The 24,022-nt window shown below is 61.2% G+C and carries 18 protein-coding genes; 7 read left to right on the top strand and 11 right to left on the bottom strand.

The features are described 5' to 3' along the window. Positions 1–2 precede the first annotated feature (2 nt). On the top strand, positions 3–1,718 hold the full coding sequence (gene nagE, locus MKZ87_RS11155; protein WP_266200887.1) for an N-acetylglucosamine-specific PTS transporter subunit IIBC: 1,716 nt from the start codon (positions 3–5) through the stop codon (positions 1,716–1,718). Between the two features lie 418 nt (positions 1,719–2,136). Here nagE and MKZ87_RS11160 read toward each other — a convergent pair whose 3' ends face one another. After that, on the bottom strand, positions 2,137–2,448 hold the full coding sequence (locus tag MKZ87_RS11160) for a YqfO family protein (protein WP_266200888.1): 312 nt from the start codon (positions 2,446–2,448) through the stop codon (positions 2,137–2,139). Between the two features lie 5 nt (positions 2,449–2,453). Continuing rightward, a complete protein-coding gene (purL, locus tag MKZ87_RS11165; protein WP_266200889.1) occupies positions 2,454–6,350 on the bottom strand; it encodes a phosphoribosylformylglycinamidine synthase in 3,897 nt (1,298 codons plus the stop codon). Positions 6,351–6,635: 285 nt separating this feature from the next. On the opposite strand from purL, the gene mltF reads away from it, so the two are divergent. Continuing rightward, the gene (gene mltF / locus MKZ87_RS11170) at positions 6,636–8,096 is read left to right on the top strand and encodes a membrane-bound lytic murein transglycosylase MltF (RefSeq protein WP_085697248.1); all 1,461 of its coding nucleotides are present in this window, start codon (positions 6,636–6,638) and stop codon (positions 8,094–8,096) included. Between the two features lie 124 nt (positions 8,097–8,220). Here mltF and pdxJ read toward each other — a convergent pair whose 3' ends face one another. The 8 genes from pdxJ to lptF all read right to left on the bottom strand — a co-directional run bounded on the left by pdxJ (position 8,221) and on the right by lptF (position 16,621). Next, complete coding sequence (gene pdxJ / locus MKZ87_RS11175) at positions 8,221–8,964, bottom strand: pyridoxine 5'-phosphate synthase (protein ID WP_227234539.1); 744 nt, start codon at positions 8,962–8,964, stop codon at positions 8,221–8,223. A gap of 39 nt (positions 8,965–9,003) precedes the next feature. After that, on the bottom strand, positions 9,004–9,690 hold the full coding sequence (gene recO, locus MKZ87_RS11180; RefSeq protein ID WP_085702536.1) for a DNA repair protein RecO: 687 nt from the start codon (positions 9,688–9,690) through the stop codon (positions 9,004–9,006). 155 nt (positions 9,691–9,845) lie between these two features. Next, positions 9,846–10,748: a GTPase Era gene (gene era, locus MKZ87_RS11185; RefSeq protein ID WP_011332590.1), complete on the bottom strand. Its 903-nt coding sequence runs from the start codon at positions 10,746–10,748 to the stop codon at positions 9,846–9,848. Next, the gene (gene rnc / locus MKZ87_RS11190) at positions 10,741–11,430 is read right to left on the bottom strand and encodes a ribonuclease III (protein WP_011332589.1); all 690 of its coding nucleotides are present in this window, start codon (positions 11,428–11,430) and stop codon (positions 10,741–10,743) included. Before rnc ends, era begins: the two co-directional genes overlap by 8 nt. Positions 11,431–11,612: 182 nt before the next feature. Next, complete coding sequence (lepB, locus tag MKZ87_RS11195; protein WP_085697246.1) at positions 11,613–12,467, bottom strand: signal peptidase I; 855 nt, start codon at positions 12,465–12,467, stop codon at positions 11,613–11,615. Between the two features lie 9 nt (positions 12,468–12,476). Next, a complete protein-coding gene (gene lepA, locus MKZ87_RS11200) occupies positions 12,477–14,273 on the bottom strand; it encodes a translation elongation factor 4 (RefSeq protein ID WP_085697245.1) in 1,797 nt (598 codons plus the stop codon). A 172-nt stretch (positions 14,274–14,445) separates the two neighbouring features. Further along, entirely contained in the window at positions 14,446–15,507 is a 1,062-nt protein-coding gene (gene lptG, locus MKZ87_RS11205; protein WP_085697244.1) for an LPS export ABC transporter permease LptG, read from the bottom strand. Then, positions 15,500–16,621: an LPS export ABC transporter permease LptF gene (lptF, locus tag MKZ87_RS11210; RefSeq protein ID WP_085697243.1), complete on the bottom strand. Its 1,122-nt coding sequence runs from the start codon at positions 16,619–16,621 to the stop codon at positions 15,500–15,502. The genes lptG and lptF overlap by 8 nt, the downstream gene beginning before the upstream one ends. A gap of 307 nt (positions 16,622–16,928) precedes the next feature. On the opposite strand from lptF, the gene MKZ87_RS11215 reads away from it, so the two are divergent. The 5 genes from MKZ87_RS11215 (at position 16,929) to rlmF (ending at position 23,512) form a co-directional block, all read left to right on the top strand. After that, a complete protein-coding gene (locus tag MKZ87_RS11215; protein WP_085702535.1) occupies positions 16,929–18,419 on the top strand; it encodes a leucyl aminopeptidase in 1,491 nt (496 codons plus the stop codon). 60 nt (positions 18,420–18,479) lie between these two features. Continuing rightward, positions 18,480–18,908, top strand: a complete 429-nt coding sequence (locus tag MKZ87_RS11220) for a DNA polymerase III subunit chi (RefSeq protein WP_266200891.1) — start codon at positions 18,480–18,482, stop codon at positions 18,906–18,908. An 8-nt stretch (positions 18,909–18,916) separates the two neighbouring features. After that, positions 18,917–19,309 carry a DNA polymerase III subunit chi gene (locus MKZ87_RS11225; protein ID WP_085697240.1) on the top strand — a complete coding sequence of 131 codons (393 nt, stop codon included), beginning with the start codon at positions 18,917–18,919 and terminating at the stop codon, positions 19,307–19,309. Positions 19,310–19,509: 200 nt separating this feature from the next. Next, positions 19,510–22,356 (top strand): valine--tRNA ligase, encoded by a 2,847-nt coding sequence (locus tag MKZ87_RS11230; protein WP_085697239.1) that lies wholly within the window; start codon positions 19,510–19,512, stop codon positions 22,354–22,356. A 133-nt stretch (positions 22,357–22,489) separates the two neighbouring features. Further along, positions 22,490–23,512 carry a 23S rRNA (adenine(1618)-N(6))-methyltransferase RlmF gene (gene rlmF / locus MKZ87_RS11235; protein WP_085698561.1) on the top strand — a complete coding sequence of 341 codons (1,023 nt, stop codon included), beginning with the start codon at positions 22,490–22,492 and terminating at the stop codon, positions 23,510–23,512. 124 nt (positions 23,513–23,636) lie between these two features. Here the strand turns inward: rlmF and MKZ87_RS11240 are convergent, their stop codons facing one another. Next, the gene (locus MKZ87_RS11240) at positions 23,637–23,918 is read right to left on the bottom strand and encodes an HU family DNA-binding protein (protein WP_085698560.1); all 282 of its coding nucleotides are present in this window, start codon (positions 23,916–23,918) and stop codon (positions 23,637–23,639) included. Between the last annotated feature and the right edge of the window lie 104 nt (positions 23,919–24,022).

A 24,022-nucleotide genomic window follows, 5' to 3' on the forward strand; every position in this document is an offset into this window, starting at 1 on the left:
CCATGTACCAACTCTTCATCGAAGGCCTGCAACGCCTCGGCCGGGCGCTGATGCTGCCAATCGCGATCCTGCCGATCGCCGGCCTGCTGCTGCGCCTGGGCGACACCGACCTCCTGAACATCGCGATCATCCACGACGCCGGTCAGGTGATCTTCGCCAACCTGGCAATGATCTTCGCCATCGGCATCGCGGTCGGGTTTGCCAAGGACAACAACGGCACCGCCGGCCTCGCCGGGGTGATCGGTTACCTGGTGATGATCTCCACCCTCAAGGTGCTCGACGCGAGCATCAACATGGGCATGCTCGCCGGGATCGTCAGCGGCCTGATGGCCGGCGCGCTGTACAACCGTTTCAAGGACATCAAGCTGCCGGAGTACCTGGCGTTCTTCGGCGGCCGGCGCTTCGTCCCCATCGTCACCGGTTTCAGCGCGGTCGGCCTGGGCGTGCTGTTCGGCTACATCTGGCCGCCGATCCAGCACGGCATCAACAGCTTCGGCACCCTGCTGATGGAAAGCGGCAGCTTCGGCGCCTTCGTCTTTGGCGTGTTCAACCGCCTGCTGATCGTCACCGGCCTGCACCATATCCTCAACAACATGGCGTGGTTCGTGTTCGGCAACTTTACCGACCCGACTACCGGCGCACTGGTCACCGGTGACTTGTCCCGCTATTTCGCCGGCGACCCGAAAGGCGGCCAGTTCATGACCGGCATGTTCCCGGTCATGATCTTCGGCCTCCCCGCCGCCTGCCTGGCGATGTACCGCAACGCCCTGCCGGAGCGGCGCAAAGTCATGGGCGGGATCTTCCTGTCGATGGCCCTGACCGCGTTCCTCACCGGCGTCACCGAACCCATCGAATTCGCCTTCATGTTCCTCGCACCACTGCTGTTTCTGCTGCATGCGCTGCTGACCGGCCTGTCGATGGCAATCACCAATGCGCTGAACATCCACTTGGGCTTCACCTTCTCCGGCGGTTTCATCGACATGGTGCTGGGCTGGGGACGCTCGACCAACGGCTGGCTGGTGGTGCCGGTGGGCCTGGTTTATGCGGTCATGTACTACGCGGTGTTCGACGTCTGCATTCGCCGCTTCAACCTGAAAACCCCGGGACGCGAAGACGTCGCCACCGCAGACAAAGCGGTCCTGACCGAAAACGAACGCGCCGGCGCTTACATCAAGGCACTCGGTGGCGCGGAGAATCTGGTGACTGTCGGCGCATGCACCACGCGGCTGCGCCTGGAAATGGTGGATCGCAACAAAGCCTCGGACGCCGATCTGAAAGCGCTGGGCGCGATGGCCGTTGTGCGTCCGGGCAAGGGCGGGAGCTTGCAGGTGGTTGTCGGGCCGATGGCCGACAGCATTGCCGACGAAATCCGTCTGGCAATGCCCGCATTGGGCCGAACCGTAATGACTGCCCCTGTCGACGTCGTTGAAACCAGCGAGCCCGTCACAGTCTCCACACCCCAGGCCCAGCAATGGCTGACTGCTCTGGGCGGCAGCGACAACGTGCTGCAACTGGACTGCATCGCCATGAGCCGGATTCGCCTGCAACTGGCCGATGGCAAGGCGCTGTCGGAAAGCCGATTGAAAGAGCTTGGATGTCTGGGTGTGAGCGCACTGGAAGATGGCGTATGGCACTTGCTGGTGGGTGAGCGGGCGCAGAGTTTGAGTGCGGCGTTGGAGGGGTTGGTTAATCGGAGTGAGGTGAGTGCGAAGGTTTAGGTCCACCACTCAACACGATGAGCGTTAGCTCGAGTAAGGCTCTTGATCTTTTGGCCCCATCGGCAGGCTGAGTGGAGGGATTTATCCGGGGGTGGGAGCGCAGCGACCGTGCGGCGCAGCCGCATGCATCGAGAGGAGGTGCAGCGAAGCAAACCGTAGGCGATGCCCCCGGATGAATCCCGGAACGAAGGAACGCCGAGCCACAGCGAGGCGCCGAACGCAGGGGCCCAGCGTTTTTGGTTACTTTTTTGGCGTTTGAAAAAAGTGACTCGCCGTAAGGGCGAAACCATAAGAAGCCGTCACCGCAGCAACGGATATTCACTCAATCCCAACCCCAACCCCAAACCCAAACCCAAAAAACCAAAAAACCCGCTGAAATCACTCTCAGCGGGTTTCCCGTTTCAGCAGCCAAGGAGGATCAAAAATCCTCCAGTCGCCACACTTCATAAGCCGGCGTCTCGTAGGGATGGCTCAACTTAAGAGCCGCCACTACCGAGCGAATCAACTCATCGCCAACAACAAGCTCAACCTTCCACTCCTCGACCCGCTCAACCTGCCCCGCCTCGCCAATGAACGGCTGACTGCCGTCCAGAGGCCGAAACTGACCAGATCCAAGCACCTGCCAGGCACAGTGGTCATAGTCACCGATCCGCCCGCCACCGGCCGCGAATACGGCGTCCTTGACCACCTCGACATGGCTGTCGGGAACAAAAAACGCAAGCTTGTACACAGGCCTTAGTTCACCCACACACGAGCGTTACGGAACATGCGCATCCAAGGAGCGTCTTCGTTCCAGTCTTCCGAACGCCATGAGTTCTGCACGGCGCGGAACACACGCTCCGGGTGCGGCATCATGATCGTCACGCGACCGTCGCGGCTGGTGAGGCCGGTGATCCCGCGCGGCGAACCGTTCGGGTTGGCCGGGTAGGCTTCGGTGACCTTGCCGTGGTTGTCGACGAAACGCATCGCCACGCAACCGGACAGATCGGATTCAAGCAGGGCCTCTTCGCTTTCGAATTCGGCATGGCCTTCACCGTGAGCGATAGCGATCGGCATGCGCGAACCGGCCATGCCCTGCAGGAAGATCGAGTTCGATTCCTGGATTTGCACCATCGCCACGCGCGCTTCGAACTGCTCGGAGCGGTTGCGCACGAAGTGCGGCCAGAACTCGCTGCCCGGGATCAGCTCGTGCAGGTTGGACATCATCTGGCAACCGTTGCACACGCCGAGGGTGAAGCTGTCGTTACGTTCGAAGAAGCCCTGGAACGCATCGCGGGCACGGCTGTTGAACAGCGCGGATTTGGCCCAGCCTTCACCGGCGCCGAGAACGTCGCCGTAGGAGAAGCCACCGCAGGCCACCAGACCTTTGAACTCGTTCAGGTCGACGCGACCGGCCAGAATGTCGCTCATGTGCACGTCGATCGCGTTGAAACCGGCGCGGTCGAACGCGGCTGCCATTTCCACCTGACCGTTGACGCCCTGCTCACGCAGTACGGCGACCTGTGGGCGGATGCCTTTCTTGATGTAAGGCGCGGCGATGTCCTGGTTGACGTCGTAGCTCAGCTTGACGCTCAGGCCCGGGTTGTCTTCTTCCAGCAGCGCATCGAACTCTTGCTCGGCGCAGTCGGCGTTGTCGCGCAGACGCTGGATCTGGTAGCTGGTCTCGGCCCACTGACGTTGCAGCAGACGACGCTGGCCTTCGAACACGGTGTCACCGTTGAAGGTGATGTTGATCTGGCCGTTGTTGATCGGTTGACCGATCACGGAAACGCATTCGCCCAGACCGGCAGCGCTGAATTGCGCAAGGATGCTCGGAGTGGCGTCCTGGCGAACCTGGATCACGGCACCCAGTTCTTCGTTGAACAGGATGGCGGCGATTTCTGCCGAGGATTCAGCAACGCTGTCGAGGTTCAGGCTCAGACCGCAGTGGCCGGCGAAGGCCATTTCCACTACGGAGGTCAGCAGACCACCGTCGGAACGGTCGTGGTATGCCAGCAGGTGACCGTCGGCGTTGAGGCCCTGGATCACCGCGAAGAAGGCTTTCAGGTCTTCGGCGTCGTCGACGTCCGGGGCCTGCTTGCCGAGCTTGCCGTGAACCTGAGCGAGGATCGAGGCGCCCATGCGGTTCTGGCCCCGACCGAGGTCGATCAGGATCAGGTCGGTGGTGCCCTTGTCCATGCGCAGTTCCGGGGTCAGGGTCTGACGGATGTCAGCCACTGGCGCGAAACCGGTCACGATCAGGGACATCGGCGAGGTGACGGTCTTGTCTTCGCCGTTGTCGTTCCAGCGGGTGGCCATGGACATGGAGTCCTTGCCCACCGGAATGGTCAGGCCCAGCTCGGGGCACAGCTCCATGCCGACCGCTTTCACGGTGTCATACAGACGCGCGTCTTCACCCGGGTGGCCGGCAGCGGACATCCAGTTCGCCGACAGTTTGATGTCGGAGAGCTTGTTGATGCGCGAGGCGGCAATGTTGGTCAGGGTTTCGCCGATGGCCATGCGACCCGACGCCGGAGCGTCCAGCAGCGCCAGCGGAGTGCGCTCGCCCATCGCCATCGCTTCGCCGGTGTAGACGTCGAAACTGGTGGCGGTAACGGCAACGTCAGCCACCGGAACCTGCCATGGGCCGACCATCTGGTCACGGGCCACGAGGCCGGTAATGGTGCGGTCGCCGATGGTGATCAGGAAGCTTTTGCTCGCCACGGCCGGGTGGTGCAGGACGCGCTCGATGGAATCGGCGATGTCGAGGTTCGACGGATCGAAGTCATCGCCCAGCTCGGCTTCGCGAACCACCGAACGGTGCATGCGCGGTGCCTTGCCCAGCAACACTTCCAGTGGCATGTCCACCGGGTTGTTGCCGAAGTGGCTGTCGGTCACGGTCAGTTGCGGCTCGGCGGTGGCTTCACCGACGACGGCGAACGGGCAACGCTCACGTTCACAGATCGCCTTGAAGCGCTCGAAGTCGGCCGGGCCGACTGCCAGAACGTAACGCTCCTGGGATTCGTTGGACCAGATTTCGTGCGGGGCCATGCCCGGCTCGTCGTTTGGAATGTTGCGCAGTTCGAAACGGCCACCGCGGTCGCCGTCGTTGACCAGTTCCGGGAAGGCGTTGGACAGACCGCCAGCCCCCACGTCGTGGATGAAGCTGATCGGGTTCTTGTCGCCCAGCTGCCAGCAACGGTCGATGACTTCCTGGCAGCGACGTTCCATTTCAGGGTTTTCACGCTGAACCGAAGCGAAATCCAGATCCGCCGAGCTGGTGCCGGTGGCCATGGAGGACGCAGCGCCGCCGCCCAGACCGATCAGCATCGCCGGGCCGCCGAGGACGATCAGCTTGGATCCGACGACGATCTCGCCTTTCTTGACGTGCTCTTCACGGATGTTGCCCATGCCGCCAGCGAGCATGATCGGCTTGTGGTAACCGCGCACTTCATCACCGTGCGGAGTGGTGATCGACTGTTCGAAGGTACGGAAGTAGCCGGTCAGGGCCGGACGACCGAATTCGTTGTTGAACGCAGCGCCACCCAGCGGGCCTTCGATCATGATGTCCAGCGCATTGACGATGCGCTCAGGCTTGCCGTACGGCACTTCCCACGGCTGTTCGAAGCCCGGGATCTGCAGGTTCGACACGGTGAAACCGGTCAGGCCGGCCTTCGGCTTGGCGCCACGGCCGGTTGCACCTTCGTCGCGGATCTCGCCACCGGAACCGGTGGACGCGCCCGGGAACGGAGCGATCGCGGTCGGGTGGTTGTGGGTTTCGACCTTCATCAGGATGTGCACCGGCTCCTGCACCGCGCCGTACTGGCGGGTTTCCGGATCCGGGAAGAAGCGGCCGGCAACGTTGCCGACGATCACCGAAGCGTTGTCCTTGTAAGCGGACAGCACGCCTTCGCTGTGCATCTGATAGGTGTTCTTGATCATGCCGAACAGGCTTTTTTCCTGGCTCTCGCCGTCAATATCCCAACTGGCGTTGAAGATCTTGTGGCGGCAGTGCTCGGAGTTGGCCTGGGCGAACATCATCAGTTCGATGTCGTGCGGATTGCGCTTGAGACCGTTGAAGGCGTTGACCAGGTAGTCGATCTCGTCTTCGGCCAGGGCCAGGCCCAGCTCGACGTTGGCTTTTTCCAGCGCGGCGCGGCCACCGCCGAGGATGTCGATGGCGGTCAGCGGCTTCGGCTCGGCGTGGCTGAACAGACCGGCAGCCTGTTCGAGGTTGCCCAGAACGATCTGGGTCATGCGGTCATGCAGTACGTCGGCGATCTGCTGCGCTTCGGCTTCGCTGAACTGACCGGCCACGTAGAACGCGATACCGCGCTCCAGGCGCTGGATCTTGCTCAGGCCGCAGTTGCGAGCGATATCGCTGGCCTTGCTCGACCATGGCGAGATGGTGCCGAAACGCGGCAACACCAGGAACAGACGACCGGTCGGCTCTTGTACCGGAACGCTTGGACCGTACTTCAGAAGGCGCGCAAGCACCTGCTGTTCGTCGCCGGTCAGGACGCCGGTGACTTCGGCGAAGTGAGCGAATTCAGCATACAGGCCACTGACAGCTGGAACCTTCTGGCTCAGTTGCTCAAGGAGTTTGCTGTGGCGAAAGGCAGAAAGGGCAGGAGCGCCGCGCAGGATCAACATCTTCGGGACAGCCTCGGGAAGGGGTGTGCTTTGAGGCCGTGCATTCTAGCCTAAACCGCCCTCAACATCACCCGAAACGCTACGCACGGTTGCACTCGGATGTCGAGTGGTGTTCCTGCCTTGAGGGTCAAATTTAACGGCTGCAGGAACGCCGGTTATTTTTTCTGTCACAAAATGCCTTTCGGGCCCGTCCCTGCGGGGTTTCGAGCGGTTTTGTGATCCCTAGCAGACAACCCCGCAACTGTCGAGATATGGCGCCCGTTGTCCTTTGCGTATACTGCGCACATGTTTTCCCCAACGGCTTTGCGTCCGCGGTACGCCAAATGGCTGATCGCTACCGGACTCTTCCTGATGCTCAGTGGCTGTGTTGATAAACCCAACACACTCGAGCGCGTAAAGGAGGATGGCGTGCTGCGGGTGGTCACCCGAAACAGCCCCGCCACCTACTTTCAGGATCGCAGCGGTGAAACCGGCTTCGAATACGAGCTGGTGAAGCGCTTCGCCGACGATTTGGGGGTAGAGCTTAAAATCGAAACCGCCGACAACCTCGACGACCTGTTCAACCAGATCGGCAAGCCGAACGGCCCGGTGCTGGCGGCCGCCGGTCTGGTCAGCAGCGAACAGCGCAAGAAACAGGTGCGTTTCTCCCGCTCCTACCTCGAAGTCACTCCGCAGATCATCTACCGCAACGGCCAGTCGCGCCCCACCGACGCCAGCGATCTGGTAGGCAAGAAGATCATGGTGCTCAAGGGCAGCACCCACGCCGAACAACTGGCGGAGCTGAAACAGAAATATCCTGCCATTCAATACGAAGAATCCGACGCCGTTGAAGTGGTCGACCTGCTGCGCATGGTCGATGAAGGTCAGATCGACCTGACCCTGGTCGATTCCAACGAAGTGGCGATGAACCAGGTGTACTTCACCAATATCCGCGTGGCCTTCGACCTCGGCGACGCCCGCAGCCAGAGCTGGGCCGTGGCCGCCGGTGAAGACAACAGCCTGCTCAACGAGATCAACAGTTATCTGGACAAGGTGCAGAAGAACGGCACCCTGCAACGTCTGAAAGACCGTTATTACGGCCACGTCGACGTCCTCGGCTACATGGGTGCCACCACCTTCGCCCAACATTTGCAGCAGCGGCTGCCCAAATACGAACAGCACTTCAAGGCCTACGCCAAGAAAGAAAAAGTCGACTGGCGCCTGCTCGCGGCCATCGGTTACCAGGAATCGCTGTGGCAACCGGCGGTCACGTCGAAGACCGGCGTGCGCGGGCTGATGATGCTGACCCAGAACACCGCCCAGGCCATGGGCGTATCCAACCGCCTCGATCCGAAGCAGAGCATCATGGGTGGCGCCAAGTACCTGGCCTACATGAAGGATCAGCTCGACGAGTCGATCCAGGAGCCGGATCGCACCTGGTTTGCCCTCGCGGCCTACAACGTTGGCAGCGGTCATCTGGATGACGCGCGCAAACTGGCGGCCAAGGAAGGGTTGAACCCGGACAAGTGGCTGGATGTGAAAAAGATCCTGCCGCGACTGTCGCAGAAGCAGTGGTACAGCAAGACCCGCTACGGCTACGCCCGGGGCGGCGAACCGGTGCATTTCGTGGCGAACATCCGACGTTACTACGACATCCTCACCTGGGTGACCCAGCCGCAGCTTGAAGGCGATCAGGTGGCCGAAGGCAACCTGCATGTGCCGGGGATCGACAAGTCGAAGCCCGCTCAAGAGCCCGCCCCGCTTTAACCATCACCAAGAACCCAAAGTGGGAGCGAGCTCGCTCGCGAATGCGTAGTGTCAGTCAACAAATTCGTTGCCTGATACACCGCTATCGCGAGCAAGCTCGCTCCCACAGGATTTATGTTGATACTTAGTGCTTGGCAGCCGCCACAATCAGCGCTTTCATCTCCGACACCGCCGACTTGAAGCCGACGAACAACGCGTGTGCCACCAACGCATGGCCGATGTTCAGCTCGTTGATGCCCTTGATCGCGGCCACGGCCTCGACATTGTGATAGTGCAGGCCATGGCCGGCATTGACGATCAGGCCCTGGGCCAGACCGAACGCCACGCCATCCGCCACACGCTTGAGTTCTTGCGCCACTTCGCTTGGCGTTTCAGCATCGGCATACCGCCCGGTGTGCAGTTCGATGGCCGGTGCGCCGACACGCTTCGACGCCGCGATCTGCCGCTCGTCGGCGTCGATGAACAGCGACACTTCGCTGCCGATCTTCGACAGACGCTCGACCGCCGCTCTGATTCGCTCCTCCTGCCCCGCCACATCCAGACCACCTTCGGTGGTCAGTTCCTGACGAGTTTCCGGCACCAGGCAGATGTGCGCCGGACGAATGCGTTCGGCGAACGCCATCATTTCTTCGGTGACGCCCATTTCGAAGTTCATGCGGGTTTGCAGCACGTCCTTGAGCAGCAGGACGTCGCGCTCCTGAATGTGTCGACGGTCTTCGCGCAGGTGCACGGTGATGCCGTCGGCGCCCGCCTCTTCCGCGTCCAGCGCAGCCTTGACCGGATCCGGGTAGCGCGTACCACGGGCCTGACGCAGGGTGGCGACGTGGTCGATGTTCACGCCAAGAAGAATGCGATTGCTGGTGGTCACGGATGCGCTCCTGAATGGAAAGATTCGGCGCACAGCATATCAGGGCTTGCGAAACAGCTCGCGACTGACGAGAGGACGACCGCCCAGATGCACGGCCAGCGCTTGTCGCATCAAGCGTTTGGCGGCGGACAACGCGCCGGGGGCCGACCAGTCGGCTTCGGCCATGGCCAGCAGTTCGGTGCCGTTGAACAGGCCGGGTTGCAGCAGATAGACCCGCTCGAGTCCGGCATCCACCTGCAAACGGTAGAGACCATCCGCAGCGATGGGTTGGTCGTTGATGTCGGTGTTCAGGGAAAAACCGTAACCAAGGTCGTCGAGCAGCCGCCATTCGAAGGATCGCAGCAGTGGCTCCAGTGGCCGGCCTTCAGCCAAAGCCAGCAAGGTAGCAGCGTAATGATCGAACACCGCCGGGTGCGGGTCTTCGGCGGGCAGCAGGCGAATCAACAATTCGTTGAGATACAGGCCGCTGAATAACGCCTCGCCGACCATCCACGTTGCGTTGCCGACACTTTCCATCCGCCCGACGTTCTTCAACTCACCCTTGCCGCGAAACTCCACTTCCAGCGGCACGAACGGCCGCGCCAGTGTTCCGGCCTTGCCCCGCGCACTGCGCAATACCGCCCGCAGCCGACCTTGCGGCGTGAGGAAGTCCACCAAGGCGCTGGTTTCGCGGTAGGCGCGGGAGTGCAGGACGTAGGCGGGTTGGGCGGGAGGCGCTTGAGACATGGACTTCTCGTTGAGGGAAACGCGGTTTACTCATCACCCAAAACCAATGTGGGAGCGAGCTTGCTCGCGAAAGCGGTGCAACAGTCAACATCTATGCCGAATGTTACATCGTCTTCGCGAGCAAGCTCGCTCCCACAATGGATCGATGTATTGCTTTACAGATCGCCATAACCCAGCGAACGCAGCGCGCGCTCGTCGTCGGACCAGCCGCCCTTCACCTTGACCCACAGGTTCAGCATGATCTTGGAGTCGAACAGCAGCTCCATGTCCTTGCGCGCCTCGGTGCCGATGCGCTTGATACGCTCGCCCTTGTCGCCAATGATGATTTTCTTCTGACCGTCACGCTCGACGAGAATCAACGCATGGATGTGCAGCGTCGCGCCCTGCTGCTTGAACTCTTCGATTTCCACGGTGATCTGGTACGGCAGTTCGGCACCGAGCTGGCGCATGATCTTCTCGCGCACCAGTTCGGCGGCGAGGAAGCGGCTGCTGCGGTCGGTGATCTGGTCTTCCGGGAAGAAGTGATCGTTCTCCGGCAGATGGTCGGCGATGACCTTTTCCAGCGCATCGAGGTTATGCCCTTGTTGCGCCGAAATCGGAATGATCTGCGCGTTCGGCAGCTGTTCCTGCAACCACGACAGATGCGGCATCAGCTCGGCCTTGTCTTCGATGCGGTCGGTCTTGTTCAGCGCGACGATCAGCGGGCCGGTCACGTACTGCACGCGCTCCAGAACCATCTGATCTTCTTCGGTCCACTTGGTGCGATCGACTACGAAGATCACCACGTCGACGTCTTTCAACGCCGCCGAAGCGGTCTTGTTCATGTAGCGGTTCAGGGCCTTTTCGCCACCCTTGTGCATGCCGGGGGTGTCGACGTAGATCGCCTGAACGTCGCCCTCGGTCTTGATCCCGAGCATGTTGTGGCGAGTGGTCTGCGGCTTGCGCGAGGTGATTGCCAGCTTCTGGCCGAGGATGTGGTTCAGCAGCGTGGACTTGCCCACGTTGGGACGGCCGACGATGGCAACATAGCCACAGCGCGTTGCGTTTGTATCAGTCATTGCCATTCTCCACACCCAGGGCAATCAGTGCTGCGGCGGCCGCAACCTGTTCGGCAATACGACGGCTCACACCCTGACCTCGGCTTTTTTCATTCAATAGGACAACTTCGCACTCGACGAAGAAGGTACGGCAGTGCGGCTCGCCCTGGATATCCACCACTTCATAGCGCGGCAGTTCACAGCCGCGCGATTGCAGGAATTCCTGCAGGCGAGTCTTCGGATCCTTGTTGGTATCGACCAGCGTCAGGCCTTCGAACTCACCGGCCAGCCAGGCCAGTACGCGCTCGCGGGCGACTTCCATGCCGGCGTCGAGGTAGATTGCACCGATCAGTGCTTCCAGGGCGTCGGCCAGAATCGACTCGCGACGGAAACCGCCACTCTTCAACTCGCCGGAACCCAGACGCAGGTAATCGCCCAGATCGAAACCGCGGGCCAGCACCGCCAGCGTCTCACCTTTTACCAGCCGTGCGCGCAAACGCGACAACTGGCCTTCGCGAGCCAGCGGGAAACGGTCGAACAGGGCTTCGCCGGCAACAAAGTTGAGGATCGCATCGCCGAGGAATTCCAGACGCTCGTTGTTGCGTCCGGCAAAGCTGCGGTGCGTGAGGGCCAGGACCATCAGTTCCTGGTCCTTGAAGGTGTAACCGAGCTGGCGCTCGAGACGGCTTAGAGAAACGCTCACGGTTTACCCACGCTGAGTTCGTGGCTGGATTCCACCGCCATCGCCGGGATACGGTGCAGGCCTGGGACAATTAACGCTGTGTTCAAAAATGACGTCCTGAATATCGTGGCTTCATGCCCTGGAGCCGGTTGTGCCGACGCCAGAAATGCATTCGGCGCTGTGGTTAACAGCGCCGTGTTTGTTTACTTGATCAGGCCGACCCGCGAGAAGTTCGGCAGGTGGCTGAGTTTCGGTTCCGGCCAGCTCATCCAGACCGCGAAGGCTTTGCCGACGATGTTCTGGTCGGGAACCATGCCCAGCAGATCCTTGGGAATGTTTGGATCATCCCAGTAGCGACTGTCGTTCGAGTTGTCGCGGTTGTCGCCCATCATGAAGTAGTGCCCGGCCGGCACGGTCCAGCTATGGTCCGGCGTAGCGCGGTAGCGGCTCATTTCCTTGCGGATCAGGTGCTCGGCGGCGCCGAGTTTTTCCTTGTAGAGTTCCGCACTGCCGAGGGTGCCCGGCTCGGAGCCGACCATTTGCTCGGCAATCGACTCGCCATTGACGAACAGACGCTTGTCGGCGGTGTACCGCACGGTGTCGCCCGGCAGGCCGACTACACGCTTGATGTAGTTGACGTTCGGATCGCTCGGGTAGCGGAATACCATCACATCGCCGCGCTGCGGATCACCGACTTCGATGATCTTCTTGTCGATCACCGGCAAACGGATCCCGTAGGAAAACTTGTTCACCAGAATGAAGTCGCCGACGTCCAGGGTCGGTTTCATCGAGCCGGACGGAATCTGGAACGGCTCCACCAGAAACGAACGCAGCACCAGCACGATGAACAGCACCGGGAAGAACGACTTGCCGTACTCGACCAGCAACGGTTCCTTGTTCAGCTTCTCGACCACCATCACATCAGGCTGGCTGACGCTGCCCTGATAGGAGGCGATGGCAGCACGCCGACGCGGTGCCAGGATCAACAGATCGAGCAACGCCAACAGACCGCAGACGAACACGGCAATGACCAGCAACAGCGGGAAATTTAGTGACATAGGACCTGACTATTCCAACCTGAGCACGGCGAGGAAGGCTTCTTGTGGGATTTCCACGTTGCCGACCTGTTTCATGCGTTTCTTACCGGCCTTCTGCTTCTCAAGCAGTTTTTTCTTACGGCTGACGTCGCCGCCGTAGCACTTGGCCAATACGTTCTTTCTGAGCGCCTTGACGGTTGTCCGGGCGACGATCTGACCGCCAATGGCAGCCTGGATGGCCACGTCGAACATCTGACGAGGAATCAGTTCTTTCATCTTCTCGGTCAACTGGCGACCTTTGAAGTGCGAATTGTCACGGTGCACGATCAGCGCCAGAGCGTCGACCTTGTCGCCGTTGATCAGCACGTCCAGTTTCACCAGATTAGCCGATTGGTAGCGATCGAAATGGTAGTCCAGCGAAGCATAGCCGCGGCTGGTGGATTTCAGACGATCGAAGAAGTCCAGGACCACTTCGTTCATCGGCAGGTCGTAGGTCACCTGCACCTGATTGCCGAGGAACAGCATATCGACCTGCACGCCGCGTTTTTCGATGCACAGGGTGATGACGTTGCCCAGGTGCTCCTGCGGTACCAGGATGTTGGCGCGCACGATCGGCTCGCGCATGTCTTCGATCGACGAGACATCCGGCAGCTTTGACGGGTTGTCGACGTAAATCGTTTCACCGGTTTTCAGCACCAGTTCGAAGATTACGGTTGGCGCCGTGGTGATCAGGTCCAGGTCGTATTCGCGCTCCAGGCGCTCCTGGATGATCTCCATGTGCAGCATGCCGAGGAAGCCGCAACGGAAGCCGAAGCCCAGTGCGTCGGAGCTTTCCGGGGTGTATTGCAGCGACGAGTCGTTCAGGGTCAGTTTCTGCAGCGCTTCGCGGAAGTCCTCGAAGTCGTCGGAGCTGACCGGGAACAGACCGGCGTAAACCTGCGGCTGGATACGTTTGAAGCCTGGCAGCACCGGAACGTCCGGAGTGGAGCTCAGGGTCAGGGTGTCACCGACCGGCGCACCGTGAATGTCCTTGATGCTGGCGATGATGAAGCCCACTTCGCCGGCTTTCAGGTCAGCGGTGGCGGTGTGTTTCGGGTTGAACACGCCAACGCTGTCGACCAGATGCACCTTGCCGGTGGACTTGACGAGGATCTTGTCGCCCTTCTTCACGCGGCCGTGACGCACGCGTACCAGGGAGACAACGCCCAGGTAGTTGTCGAACCAGGAGTCGATGATCAACGCTTGCAGCGGATCTTCGATGTTGCCGGTCGGCGCAGGAATGGTGGTAACCAGACGCTCCAGAACCTCGTCGACACCCAGGCCGGTCTTGGCGCTGCAGGTGACGGCGTCGGTGGCGTCGATGCCGATGATCTTCTCGATCTCGTCCTTGACGCGGTCGGGCTCGGCCTGTGGCAGGTCGATCTTGTTCAGCACCGGCATGACCTCGAGGCCCTGCTCGATGGCGGTGTAGCAGTTGGCCACGGACTGGGCTTCAACACCCTGCCCCGCATCGACCACCAGCAACGCGCCTTCACACGCGGCCAGGGAACGGCTGACTTCGTAGGTGAAGTCGACGTGGCCCGGGGTGTCAATGAAGTTCAGCTGGTAGGTAATGCCGTCTTTGGCCTTGTAATAGAGGGTGACGCTGTGGGCCTTGATGGTGATCCCGCGCTCACGCTCCAGTTCCATGGAGTCCAGGACCTGGGCTTCCATTTCACGCTCGGCCAGGCCGCCGCACATCTGGATGAAACGGTCAGCCAGCGTCGACTTGCCATGGTCAATGTGGGCGATGATGGAGAAATTGCGGATATGACTCAAATCACTCACGGATCAACACTCAAAAAGGCTGCAGGCTTGGCCCGCCGAAAAATAGCCGGGAATTGTACCTGATACACGGCGCAAGCGTCACGTTCGCCTGTCACCCGGATTGCATGCAAAAACGCCCCGATCTGACGACCGAGGCGTTTCCAAGGCTAAAGCACGGGTGAAACCTTGTTCATCAACCGGCTCGACGCAACAGCCAGACACCCGCCAGCGCACATACGCCAGCCGGCACCAGCACCGCGAACAGCGGCGAGAACCCGAACACCAGACTGGATGGACCCAGCAGATCCTGAACGATGCGGAAGGTGAAACCCACCAGCACACCGGTGAATACCCGCTGACCGAGGGTCACCGAACGCAACGGACCGAAGATGAAGGAGATCGCCATCAGTACCAGGGCAGCGGTCACCAGCGGCTGCAACACCTTGACCCAAAATGCCAGCCAGTAACGACCGTTGCTCAGGCCCTGATCGGCCAGGTAGTGGATATAACCCCACAGGCCGGTGATCGACAGCGATTCCGGCGCCATCACCACAGTGCTCAGCAATTGCGGGCTCAGCGAGACATCCCAACGCTCGACCGGTGTATTGACCACTTCGGTACTGCGCTCGTGGAATCTGGTGGTCGTTACGTCGGTCAGCTGCCAGTGATCGGTATCGAACTCGGCGCGCTTGGCGAAGCTCGAGCTCAGCAGATGACGCTCTTTGTCAAAGTGATAGCGAGTCACGCCATACAGGCGACCGTTGGGCTGTACGGAGTTGATGTGAATGAACTCCTCGCCCTGGCGGTGCCACATGCCGTGCTTGGCGCTTTGCGCGTCGCCGCTGCCTTGCGCCAGCGAACGGTTGGCCTGGGCCATGCTTTCGGTGACCGGCGCCACGTACTCGCCGATCAGCACACCGGCCAGCATCAGCACCAGCATCGGTTTCATTACCGCCCAGACGATGCGCCCGATGGACACACCGGCAGCGCGCATTACCGTCAGTTCGCTGCTGCTCGCCAGACTGCCGAGGCCGATCAGACAGCCGATCAGCGCCGCCATCGGCAGCATGTCGTACATGCGGCGTGGCGCGGTCAGGAGCACGAAACTCAGGACATCGACCAGGGTGTAGGTGTCACTGACGTCGCCCATCTCGTCGATGAACGCGAACAAGGTCGCCAGGCCGAGAATGATCGCCAGCACTGCGATGATCGCAATGAATACGCTGCTGCCGATGTAGCGGTCGAGTTTAACCACGGGCCACCTCCAGCGCAGCGCTGCGACGGCTGGCCAGCTTCAGGCGCAGAGGTTCCCAGTACAACAGGCCCAGGCCGATGAACAGGAAGATCGCGTGCACCCACCACAAACCGAGCGACGGTGGAATCTTGCCTTTTTCAAGGGCGCCGCGGGCGGCAATCAGGATGGTCAGGTAAGCCATATAAAGAAGAATCGCCGGCAGCAGCTTGAGGAAACGTCCCTGACGCGGGTTGACCCGCGACAGCGGCACCGCCATCAGGGTCACGATGAACACCAGCAACGGCAGCGACAGGCGCCATTGCAATTCGGTTTTCGAGCGGATGTCGTCGCTGCCCAGCAAAGACGAGGTCGGCATGGCGTCACGGTCGGTGACTTCCTCGCTGACATCCGGCTTGGGCAGCAGCACGCCGTAGGTTTCGTAGTGGATGGCGCGGTAGTTGGCCTGACCCGGGCTGCCGTCGTAGCGGTAGCCGTTGTCGAGGATCAGGTAGCGGTTGCCGTCGGGACGCACTTCCTGACGGCCCTTTTCTGCCACCAGCACGGAAATGCCGCGATCCTTCTGGTTGGCGCCGAGGTTCTTCTGCGAGATGAACACGCTGCCGAGGTTGACCCGATCGTCGCTCAGGGTTTCGGTGTAGGTCACCCGCGTACCGTCGCGCAGGGCCTGGAAACGGCCGGGCTCGAGGGTGTCGAACTCGGTCAGGGCGTCCTGCTTGTTCAGCAGCAGCTGGAACTGGTTGGCGCCTTGCGGGGCCAGGCTCAGGCTCAGCCATGCCACCACCAGCGCCACCAGGGTGGCCGGGAACAGGGTCATGCGAAACAGACGCTGCTGACTCATGCCGGTGGCCGAGAGCACGGTCATTTCGCTTTCCAGGTACAACCGGCCGTACGCCAGCAGGATCCCGAGAAACAGGCCCAGCGGCAGGATCAGTTGCAGGAAGCCCGGCAGACGGTAGCCCATGATCAGGAACAGCGATCCCGGATCGAGCTGGCCCGCAGCGGCCTGGGCGAGGTATTTGATGAAGCGACCGCTCATGATGATGACCAGCAGCACGGCGCTTACCGCACTCAGGGTCAACAGGACTTCGCGGGACAGATAACGGAAGACGATCAAACCAGACACTCCAGGGTTGTCAGGCTAAGGCGGCCAAACAAGCAAACGTATCGACGGGCCCGCAAGGCAGAGCCGTCGAAAAAAGATGCGGCATTATCCTGTGATTGAGGGCGCCTGTCACTGCACACACTCACGCAAGCATGCAATCCGTTGAAGATCGTACAACCGAGGGTTGTCAGGCGCGGTGAGCGAGGTTCAAACTGCCGCCTCTGTCGCAGGCACTGGCCTGCGCCTCTTCTCTCTATAAGCAGGCGACGGCGGACACGTCGAACGCCTGCGTGTTGACCATTCATTCAGGGATCCGGACATGGAACTGGTTGTAAAAAGCGTTAGCCCAGAAACGTTGAAAACCGCCACCCTGGTGGTTGCCATCGGCGAAGGCCGCAAACTCGGTGTTGCCGCCAGGCAGGTCGACGAACTGAGCGGCGGCGCCATCAGCGCCGTGCTCAAGCGTGGCGACCTGGCCGGCAAGGTCGGTCAGAGCCTGTTGCTGCACAGCCTGCCGAACCTGAAAGCCGAACGCGTGCTGCTGGTCGGCGTGGGCAAGGATGAAGAACTGGGCGACCGTCCGTTCCGCAAGATCGTCGCCGGCATCCTCAACACGCTTAAAGGCCTGGGTGGCAGCGACGCCGTGCTGGCGCTCGATGAAATCATCGTCAAGAACCGCGACAGCTACGGCAAGACCCGACTGCTGGCCGAAACCCTGATCGACGGCGAATACACCTTCGACCAGTTCAAGAGCCAGAAAGCCGAACCGCGCGCCCTGAAGAAGATCACCCTGCTGACCATCAAGGCCGCTCAGGCCGAAGTGCAGCGCGCCGTGAACCACGCCACTGCGATCGCCAACGGCATGGCGTTCACCCGCAACCTGGGCAACCTGCCGCCGAACATCTGCCACCCGACTTTCCTGGGCGAACAGGCCAAGAACCTCGGCAAAGAGTTCAAGGATCTGAAAGTCGAAGTCCTCGACGAGAAGAAGATCAAGGCGCTGGGCATGGGTTCGTTCTACGCCGTCGGCCAGGGCAGCGCCCAGCCGCCGCGTCTGATCGTCATGCAATACAACGGCGGCAAGAAATCCGAGAAGCCGTACGCGCTGGTCGGTAAAGGCATCACCTTCGACACCGGCGGCATCAGCCTGAAGCCGGGCGCCGGCATGGACGAGATGAAGTACGACATGGGCGGCGCCGCCAGCGTGTTCGGTACCCTGCGCGCCGTGCTGGAACTGAAACTGCCGATCAACCTGGTGTGCATCCTCGCCTGCGCCGAGAACATGCCGAGCGGCACGGCTTCGCGTCCGGGCGACATCGTCACCACCATGAGCGGCCAGACCGTGGAAATCCTCAACACCGACGCCGAAGGCCGTCTGGTGCTGTGCGACGCCCTGACCTACTCCGAGCGCTTCAAGCCGCAAGCGGTAATCGACATCGCCACCCTGACCGGTGCCTGCGTCGTTGCTCTGGGCGCCCACACGTCAGGCCTGCTGGGCAACAACGACGAGCTGATCGAGCAACTGCTGAGCGCCGGCAAGGCTGCCGACGACCGCGCCTGGCAACTGCCGCTGTTCGATGAGTACCAGGAGCAACTGGACAGCCCGTTCGCCGACATCGCCAACATCGGCGGTCCGAAAGCCGGCACCATCACCGCCGCCTGCTTCCTGTCGCGCTTCACCAAAAAACTGAACTGGGCGCACCTGGACATTGCAGGCACCGCCTGGACCAGCGGCGGCAAGGACAAGGGCGCCACTGGCCGTCCGGTTCCACTGCTGACCCAATACCTGCTGGACCGCGCCAAAGCCTGAAACCGATGACTGCGGGCGGCGCCTTTCTTGAGAGGCGCCGCTTTCAGCTCAGGAACCGCAATGACCAAAGTCGACTTTTATATCCTGCCCAGCGCCGATCCTTCGGCTCGCCTGGACTTTGCCTGCAAGCTCACCGAGAAAGCGTGGCGCATGGGCCACCGCATCTACCTGCATTGCAGCGATGCCGCCCAGCGTGATGATCTCGATGCGCGGCTGTGGGCGTTCAAGGGCGAAACCTTCGTGCCTCACGGCCCGGCTGAAAGCGAACCGGAAGGTTTGATCGTGTTGGGATGGGGCGATGACTGCGGCCAGTACGCGGACTTGCTGGTCAACCTCGACCTGAAAGTCCCGGCTTTCGCCAACAAATTCGCCCGGGTGGCGGAGGTTGTGGTGGAAGATCCGACGATTCGCACTGCGGCGCGGGAGAGTTTCCGTTTCTACCGCGAACAGGGCTATCCTCTGCAAGACCACCGTTTACAGCGACTCTGAGTACGCCGATGGACACTCCAAAACCGCTGCAAAAACCCGCGCACCTGCTGGATGATCTCGAGTCGATCCGCCAGTTGCTCGGTGATGACAACCTGCAACCGCCGCTGCTGACCGACACGGTCGATGATGGCGAACAGGAACAGATTCCGATGTTGTTCGATTCGATCGACAACACACCGCAAGCCGCCGAAGCTGCACCCCCGCCGACGCCTGCCCCGCAGCCTGCCGCTGCACCTGTGGATAAAGGTCCCGACGCGCTCCTGCACCTGGACAGCGAACTGCGCGCCGCCGCGCAACTGATCATGCAGGACGTGATCGACGATTTCGCACCGCACATCGAAACCGAAATCAAACGTCGCCTCGAGGCGCGGATGGAACGGCTTCTCGGCCAGTACGAATAATCCCCCCGATCTCCTGTAGGAGCTGACTGGCCAGCGACAGCATCACTGCGGCTTTCCTGAAAAACCGCGGCGCCGCCATCGCTGGTCAGCCAGCTCCCACATTTAGCCCTCCACCCGGCCCGCCCCGCTCGCCCTGCGCCCCATGCCCCGCTATACTTCCCGGCTTTTCCTGAATAAATGCCAATAGGGTCCCGCCGCGCATGGATAAGACCTACCAGCCGCACGCCATTGAAACTTCCTGGTACAACACCTGGGAGTCCGAGAACTACTTCGCCCCGCAAGGCGCGGGCGACTCCTACACCATCATGATCCCGCCGCCGAACGTCACCGGCAGCCTGCACATGGGTCACGGTTTCAACAACGCGATCATGGACGCCCTGATCCGTTTCCGCCGCATGCAGGGTCGCAACACCCTGTGGCAGCCGGGCACCGACCACGCCGGTATCGCCACGCAGATGCTGGTGGAGCGTCAACTCGAAGCTCAGGGCCAGAATCGCCACGATCTGGGCCGCGAGAAATTCCTCGAAAAAGTCTGGGAGTGGAAGGATCAGTCCGGCGGCAACATCAGCCGTCAGATCCGCCGCCTCGGCTCGTCCGTGGACTGGAGCCGCGAGCGCTTCACCATGGATGACGGCCTCTCCGAAGCCGTTAAAGAAGCGTTCGTGCGCCTGCACGAAGACGGTCTGATCTACCGCGGCAAGCGCCTGGTCAACTGGGACACCAAGCTGCACACGGCGATTTCCGACCTCGAAGTGGAAAACCATGACGAGAAAGGTTTCCTGTGGAACCTGAAGTACCCGCTGGCCGACGGCGCGAAAACCGCTGAAGGCAACGACTTCCTGATCGTCGCGACCACCCGTCCGGAAACCATGCTCGGCGACTCCGCCGTCGCGGTTAACCCGAACGACGAGCGCTACAAAGCCCTGATCGGCAAGTTTGTCGAGCTGCCGCTGGTCGGCCGCCGCATTCCGATCATCGCCGACGATTACTGCGATCCTGAATTCGGCACCGGCTGCGTGAAAATCACCCCGGCCCACGATTTCAACGACTATGAAGTCGGCAAGCGCCACAACCTGCCGCTGCTGAACATCTTCGACAAGAACGCCAACGTGCTGCCGGCGGCGCAAGTGTTCAACCTCGACGGTACGTTGAACGACAGCATCGACGGCAAGATTCCGGCCGAGTACGCCGGCCTCGAACGTTTCGAGGCACGCAAGCAGATCGTGGCCGCGTTCGACGCGGCCGGCCTGCTGGTCAGCGTCGACGATCACAACCTGAAAGTGCCGAAAGGCGACCGCTCCGGCACCGTCATCGAACCGTGGCTGACCGACCAGTGGTACGTGTCCACCAAACCGCTGGCCGAGCCTGCGATTGCTGCCGTTGAAGACGGCCGTATCCAGTTCGTGCCGAAGCAGTACGAAAACATGTACTTCTCGTGGATGCGCGACATCCAGGACTGGTGCATCAGCCGTCAGCTGTGGTGGGGCCACCGGATTCCGGCCTGGTACGACGAGTCGGGCAAGGTCTACGTTGGTCGCGACGAAGCCGAAGTGCGCGCCAAGCACAACCTCGGCCCGGACGTTGCGCTGCAACAGGACAACGACGTGCTCGACACCTGGTTCAGTTCGGGCCTGTGGACCTTCTCTACCCTGGGCTGGCCGGAAAAGACCGAGTTCCTGAAAAAATTCCACTCCACCGACGTGCTGGTCACCGGTTTCGACATCATTTTCTTCTGGGTCGCCCGGATGATCATGCTGACGATGCACCTGATCAAGAACGAGGACGGCACGCCGCAGGTTCCGTTCAAGACCGTTTACGTACACGGTCTGGTGCGTGATGGCCAGGGCCAGAAGATGTCCAAGTCCAAGGGCAACGTCCTGGACCCGCTGGACATCATCGACGGCATCGAGCTGGAAACCCTGGTGCAGAAGCGCACGTCCGGCCTGATGCAGCCGAAGCTGGCGAAGAAGATCGAGAAGCAGACCCGCGAAGAGTTCGCCGACGGCATCGCCAGCTATGGCACCGACGCCCTGCGCTTCACCTTCTGCTCGCTGGCCTCCACCGGTCGCGACATCAAGTTCGATATGGGCCGCGTCGAAGGCTATCGCAACTTCTGCAACAAGATCTGGAACGCCGCGCGTTATGTTCTGGACAAGGGCGAAGACTGCGGCCAGAACGGCGAAGCCTACGAGCTGTCGCTGGCAGACCGCTGGATCATCTCGCAATTGCAACGCACCGAAGCCGAAGTGACCCGTCAACTGGATCAGTTCCGTTTCGACCTGGCGGCGCAAGCGCTGTACGAGTTCATCTGGAACCAGTACTGCGACTGGTATCTGGAACTGTCCAAGCCTGTGCTGTGGGACGAAAACGCGCCGGTCGAGCGTCAGCGCGGTACCCGCCGCACGCTGGTTCGCGTACTGGAAGTGGCGCTGCGTCTGGCGCATCCGTTCATGCCGTTCATCACTGAAGAAATCTGGCAGCGCATCGCGCCGCTGGCCGGCATTCAGGGCAAGACGATCATGCTGCAACCCTGGCCGGTGGCCAACGAAGAGCGCATCGATCCGGCGGCCGAAGACGACATCGAATGGCTCAAGGGCCTGATGCTCGGCACGCGCAACATCCGTGGCGAAATGAACATCGGCCCGGGCAAACCGCTGCCGATCTACCTGAAAAACGTCACCGCCGAAGATCAGCGCCGCCTGACCGAAAACGAAGCGCTGCTGAAGAAGCTGGCGCGTCTGGAATCGATCACCGTGCTGGCGGCCGGCGAAGAAGCGCCGCTGTCTGCCACCGCGCTGGTTGGCGAGATGGAAGTGCTGGTGCCGATGGCCGGCCTGATCGACAAGAACGCCGAGCTTGCACGTCTGGACAAGGAAATCCTGCGTCTGCAGGGCGAAGTCCAGCGCGTTGGCGGCAAGCTGTCCAACGCCGGTTTCGTTGACAAGGCCCCGGCCGAAGTCATCGAGAAGGAACGCGCCAAACTGGCCGAAGCCGAACAGGCTCTGGCCAAGCTGGCCGAGCAGCACGCGCGGATTGCCAGCCTGTAACGGCAAATCGCACTGAAAAAGGGAGGCCCGCAACGGCCTCCCTTTTTTGTGCCCGGCACTTTTCCGGCCAACAACGCAGCGCCCTGTGGGACAATAGCCGCCACTTTCAGCCCTACCCGAATCGACCACGCCCATGAACGCCCCACGTACACCGAAACCTGCGCGCAAGAAGCCTGACTCCGCCACCCCGGCCAAGCCCGTGGAACCGCGTAAAGAAGCCAGCCTGCACCCGCGCAATCGCCATCAGGGTCGTTACGACTTCCCGGCGCTGATCAAGACCACGCCGGAACTGGCGAAGTTCGTGATCACCAACCCGTACGGCAAGGAAAGCATCGACTTCGCCAGTCCCGATGCGGTGCGTGTGTTCAACCGGGCGCTGCTCAAATCGTTCTACGGTATCCAGCATTGGGACATCCCGGCCGATTATCTGTGCCCGCCGGTGCCGGGCCGTGCCGACTACATCCACTTTTTGGCGGACCTGCTGGCCAGCAACAACGATGGCGTGGTTCCGCGCGGAGCCATCGTCAATGTGCTGGATATCGGCATGGGCGCCAACTGCGTGTATCCGCTGATCGGTCATAGCGAATACCGCTGGCACTTCCTCGGCTCGGAGATCGATCCGACCGCCGTGGCCGCCGCCAGGGCCATCGTCCAGTCCAACAACCTGAACAAGGTCATCCAGCTGCGCCAGCAGGAAAACCGCAAGCACATCCTGATCGGCCTGCTGGAGCCCGGCGAGCGCTTTGACCTGACCATGTGCAACCCGCCATTCCACGCGTCGATGGAAGAAGCCACCAAGGGCAGCGAGCGTAAGTGGCGGGCCCTGGGCAAGGCCGATCCGAAGCGCAAATTACCGGTGCTGAACTTCGGCGGTCAGTCGGCCGAGCTGTGGTGTGAAGGTGGCGAGGCGCGCTTCGTGACGCAACTGATCGCCGAAAGTGCGAACTTTGCGCACAAGGTGTTGTGGTTCAGCACCCTGGTCTCGAAAGCCTCGAACCTGCCTGCCATCGAAACCGCGCTGAAAAAGGCCGGCGCGCTGGAAAGCCAGGTGGTGGAAATGTCCCAGGGGCAGAAGCAGAGCCGCTTCGTCGCCTGGACCTTCCAGACCAAGTCCGAACAGCAGATCTGGCGGCGCGAGCGCTGGGTTCGCAAGTAATACGCTTCAACCAGGGCGGCGCTTGAGCGCAAAGCAGCCGCCGCTACTGCTGAAACACAAACAGCAGGCGCAAAAAAACCGTGCCCGGATCGCTCCGGTGCACGGTTTTTTTTATCGCTGCGTCTTACTTGTTCACAGCGTCGGTCAGGCCTTTGGCCACAACCATCTTGACCACTTTCTTGGCAGGGATTTCGATGGCAGCGCCAGTCGACGGGTTACGGCCAGTGCGGGCAGGACGCTCGGTCACTTTCAGCTTGCCGATACCTGGCAAAGTGATTTCGGCACCGTTTTCCAGCTGATCGGCAACGATTTGACCCAGTTGGTCCAGAGCGGCACGCGCGGTGGCTTTCGGCGCGTCGATAGCTTCAGCGATGTCGGCGATCAGTTGGTCTTTAGTAAGAGCCATGTAGTGTTCCTTCCCTATCAAATTCATATGGATTGCAGAGTGCAGTGTCAGCCATCGAGCCCGATCTTCTGGATCTGGCACCCTCGGCGATAACCACGACGAGT

The organism is Pseudomonas sp. MCal1 (genome assembly GCF_026341415.1).
Taxonomy (GTDB): Bacteria; Pseudomonadota; Gammaproteobacteria; order Pseudomonadales; family Pseudomonadaceae; genus Aquipseudomonas.

Bases quoted from the DNA above. Each gene is read 5' to 3' on its own strand.
- nagE (WP_266200887.1), top strand. From the start codon at position 3: ATGTACCAACTCTTCATCGAAGGCCTGCAACGCCTCGGCCGGGCGCTG.
- purL (WP_266200889.1), bottom strand. From the start codon at position 6,350: ATGTTGATCCTGCGCGGCGCTCCTGCCCTTTCTGCCTTTCGCCACAGC.
- mltF (WP_085697248.1), top strand. From the start codon at position 6,636: ATGTTTTCCCCAACGGCTTTGCGTCCGCGGTACGCCAAATGGCTGATC.
- recO (WP_085702536.1), bottom strand. From the start codon at position 9,690: ATGTCTCAAGCGCCTCCCGCCCAACCCGCCTACGTCCTGCACTCCCGC.
- era (WP_011332590.1), bottom strand. From the start codon at position 10,748: ATGACTGATACAAACGCAACGCGCTGTGGCTATGTTGCCATCGTCGGC.
- lepB (WP_085697246.1), bottom strand. From the start codon at position 12,467: ATGTCACTAAATTTCCCGCTGTTGCTGGTCATTGCCGTGTTCGTCTGC.
- MKZ87_RS11215 (WP_085702535.1), top strand. From the start codon at position 16,929: ATGGAACTGGTTGTAAAAAGCGTTAGCCCAGAAACGTTGAAAACCGCC.
- MKZ87_RS11220 (WP_266200891.1), top strand. From the start codon at position 18,480: ATGACCAAAGTCGACTTTTATATCCTGCCCAGCGCCGATCCTTCGGCT.
- MKZ87_RS11225 (WP_085697240.1), top strand. From the start codon at position 18,917: ATGGACACTCCAAAACCGCTGCAAAAACCCGCGCACCTGCTGGATGAT.
- MKZ87_RS11230 (WP_085697239.1), top strand. From the start codon at position 19,510: ATGGATAAGACCTACCAGCCGCACGCCATTGAAACTTCCTGGTACAAC.
- rlmF (WP_085698561.1), top strand. From the start codon at position 22,490: ATGAACGCCCCACGTACACCGAAACCTGCGCGCAAGAAGCCTGACTCC.
- MKZ87_RS11240 (WP_085698560.1), bottom strand. From the start codon at position 23,918: ATGGCTCTTACTAAAGACCAACTGATCGCCGACATCGCTGAAGCTATC.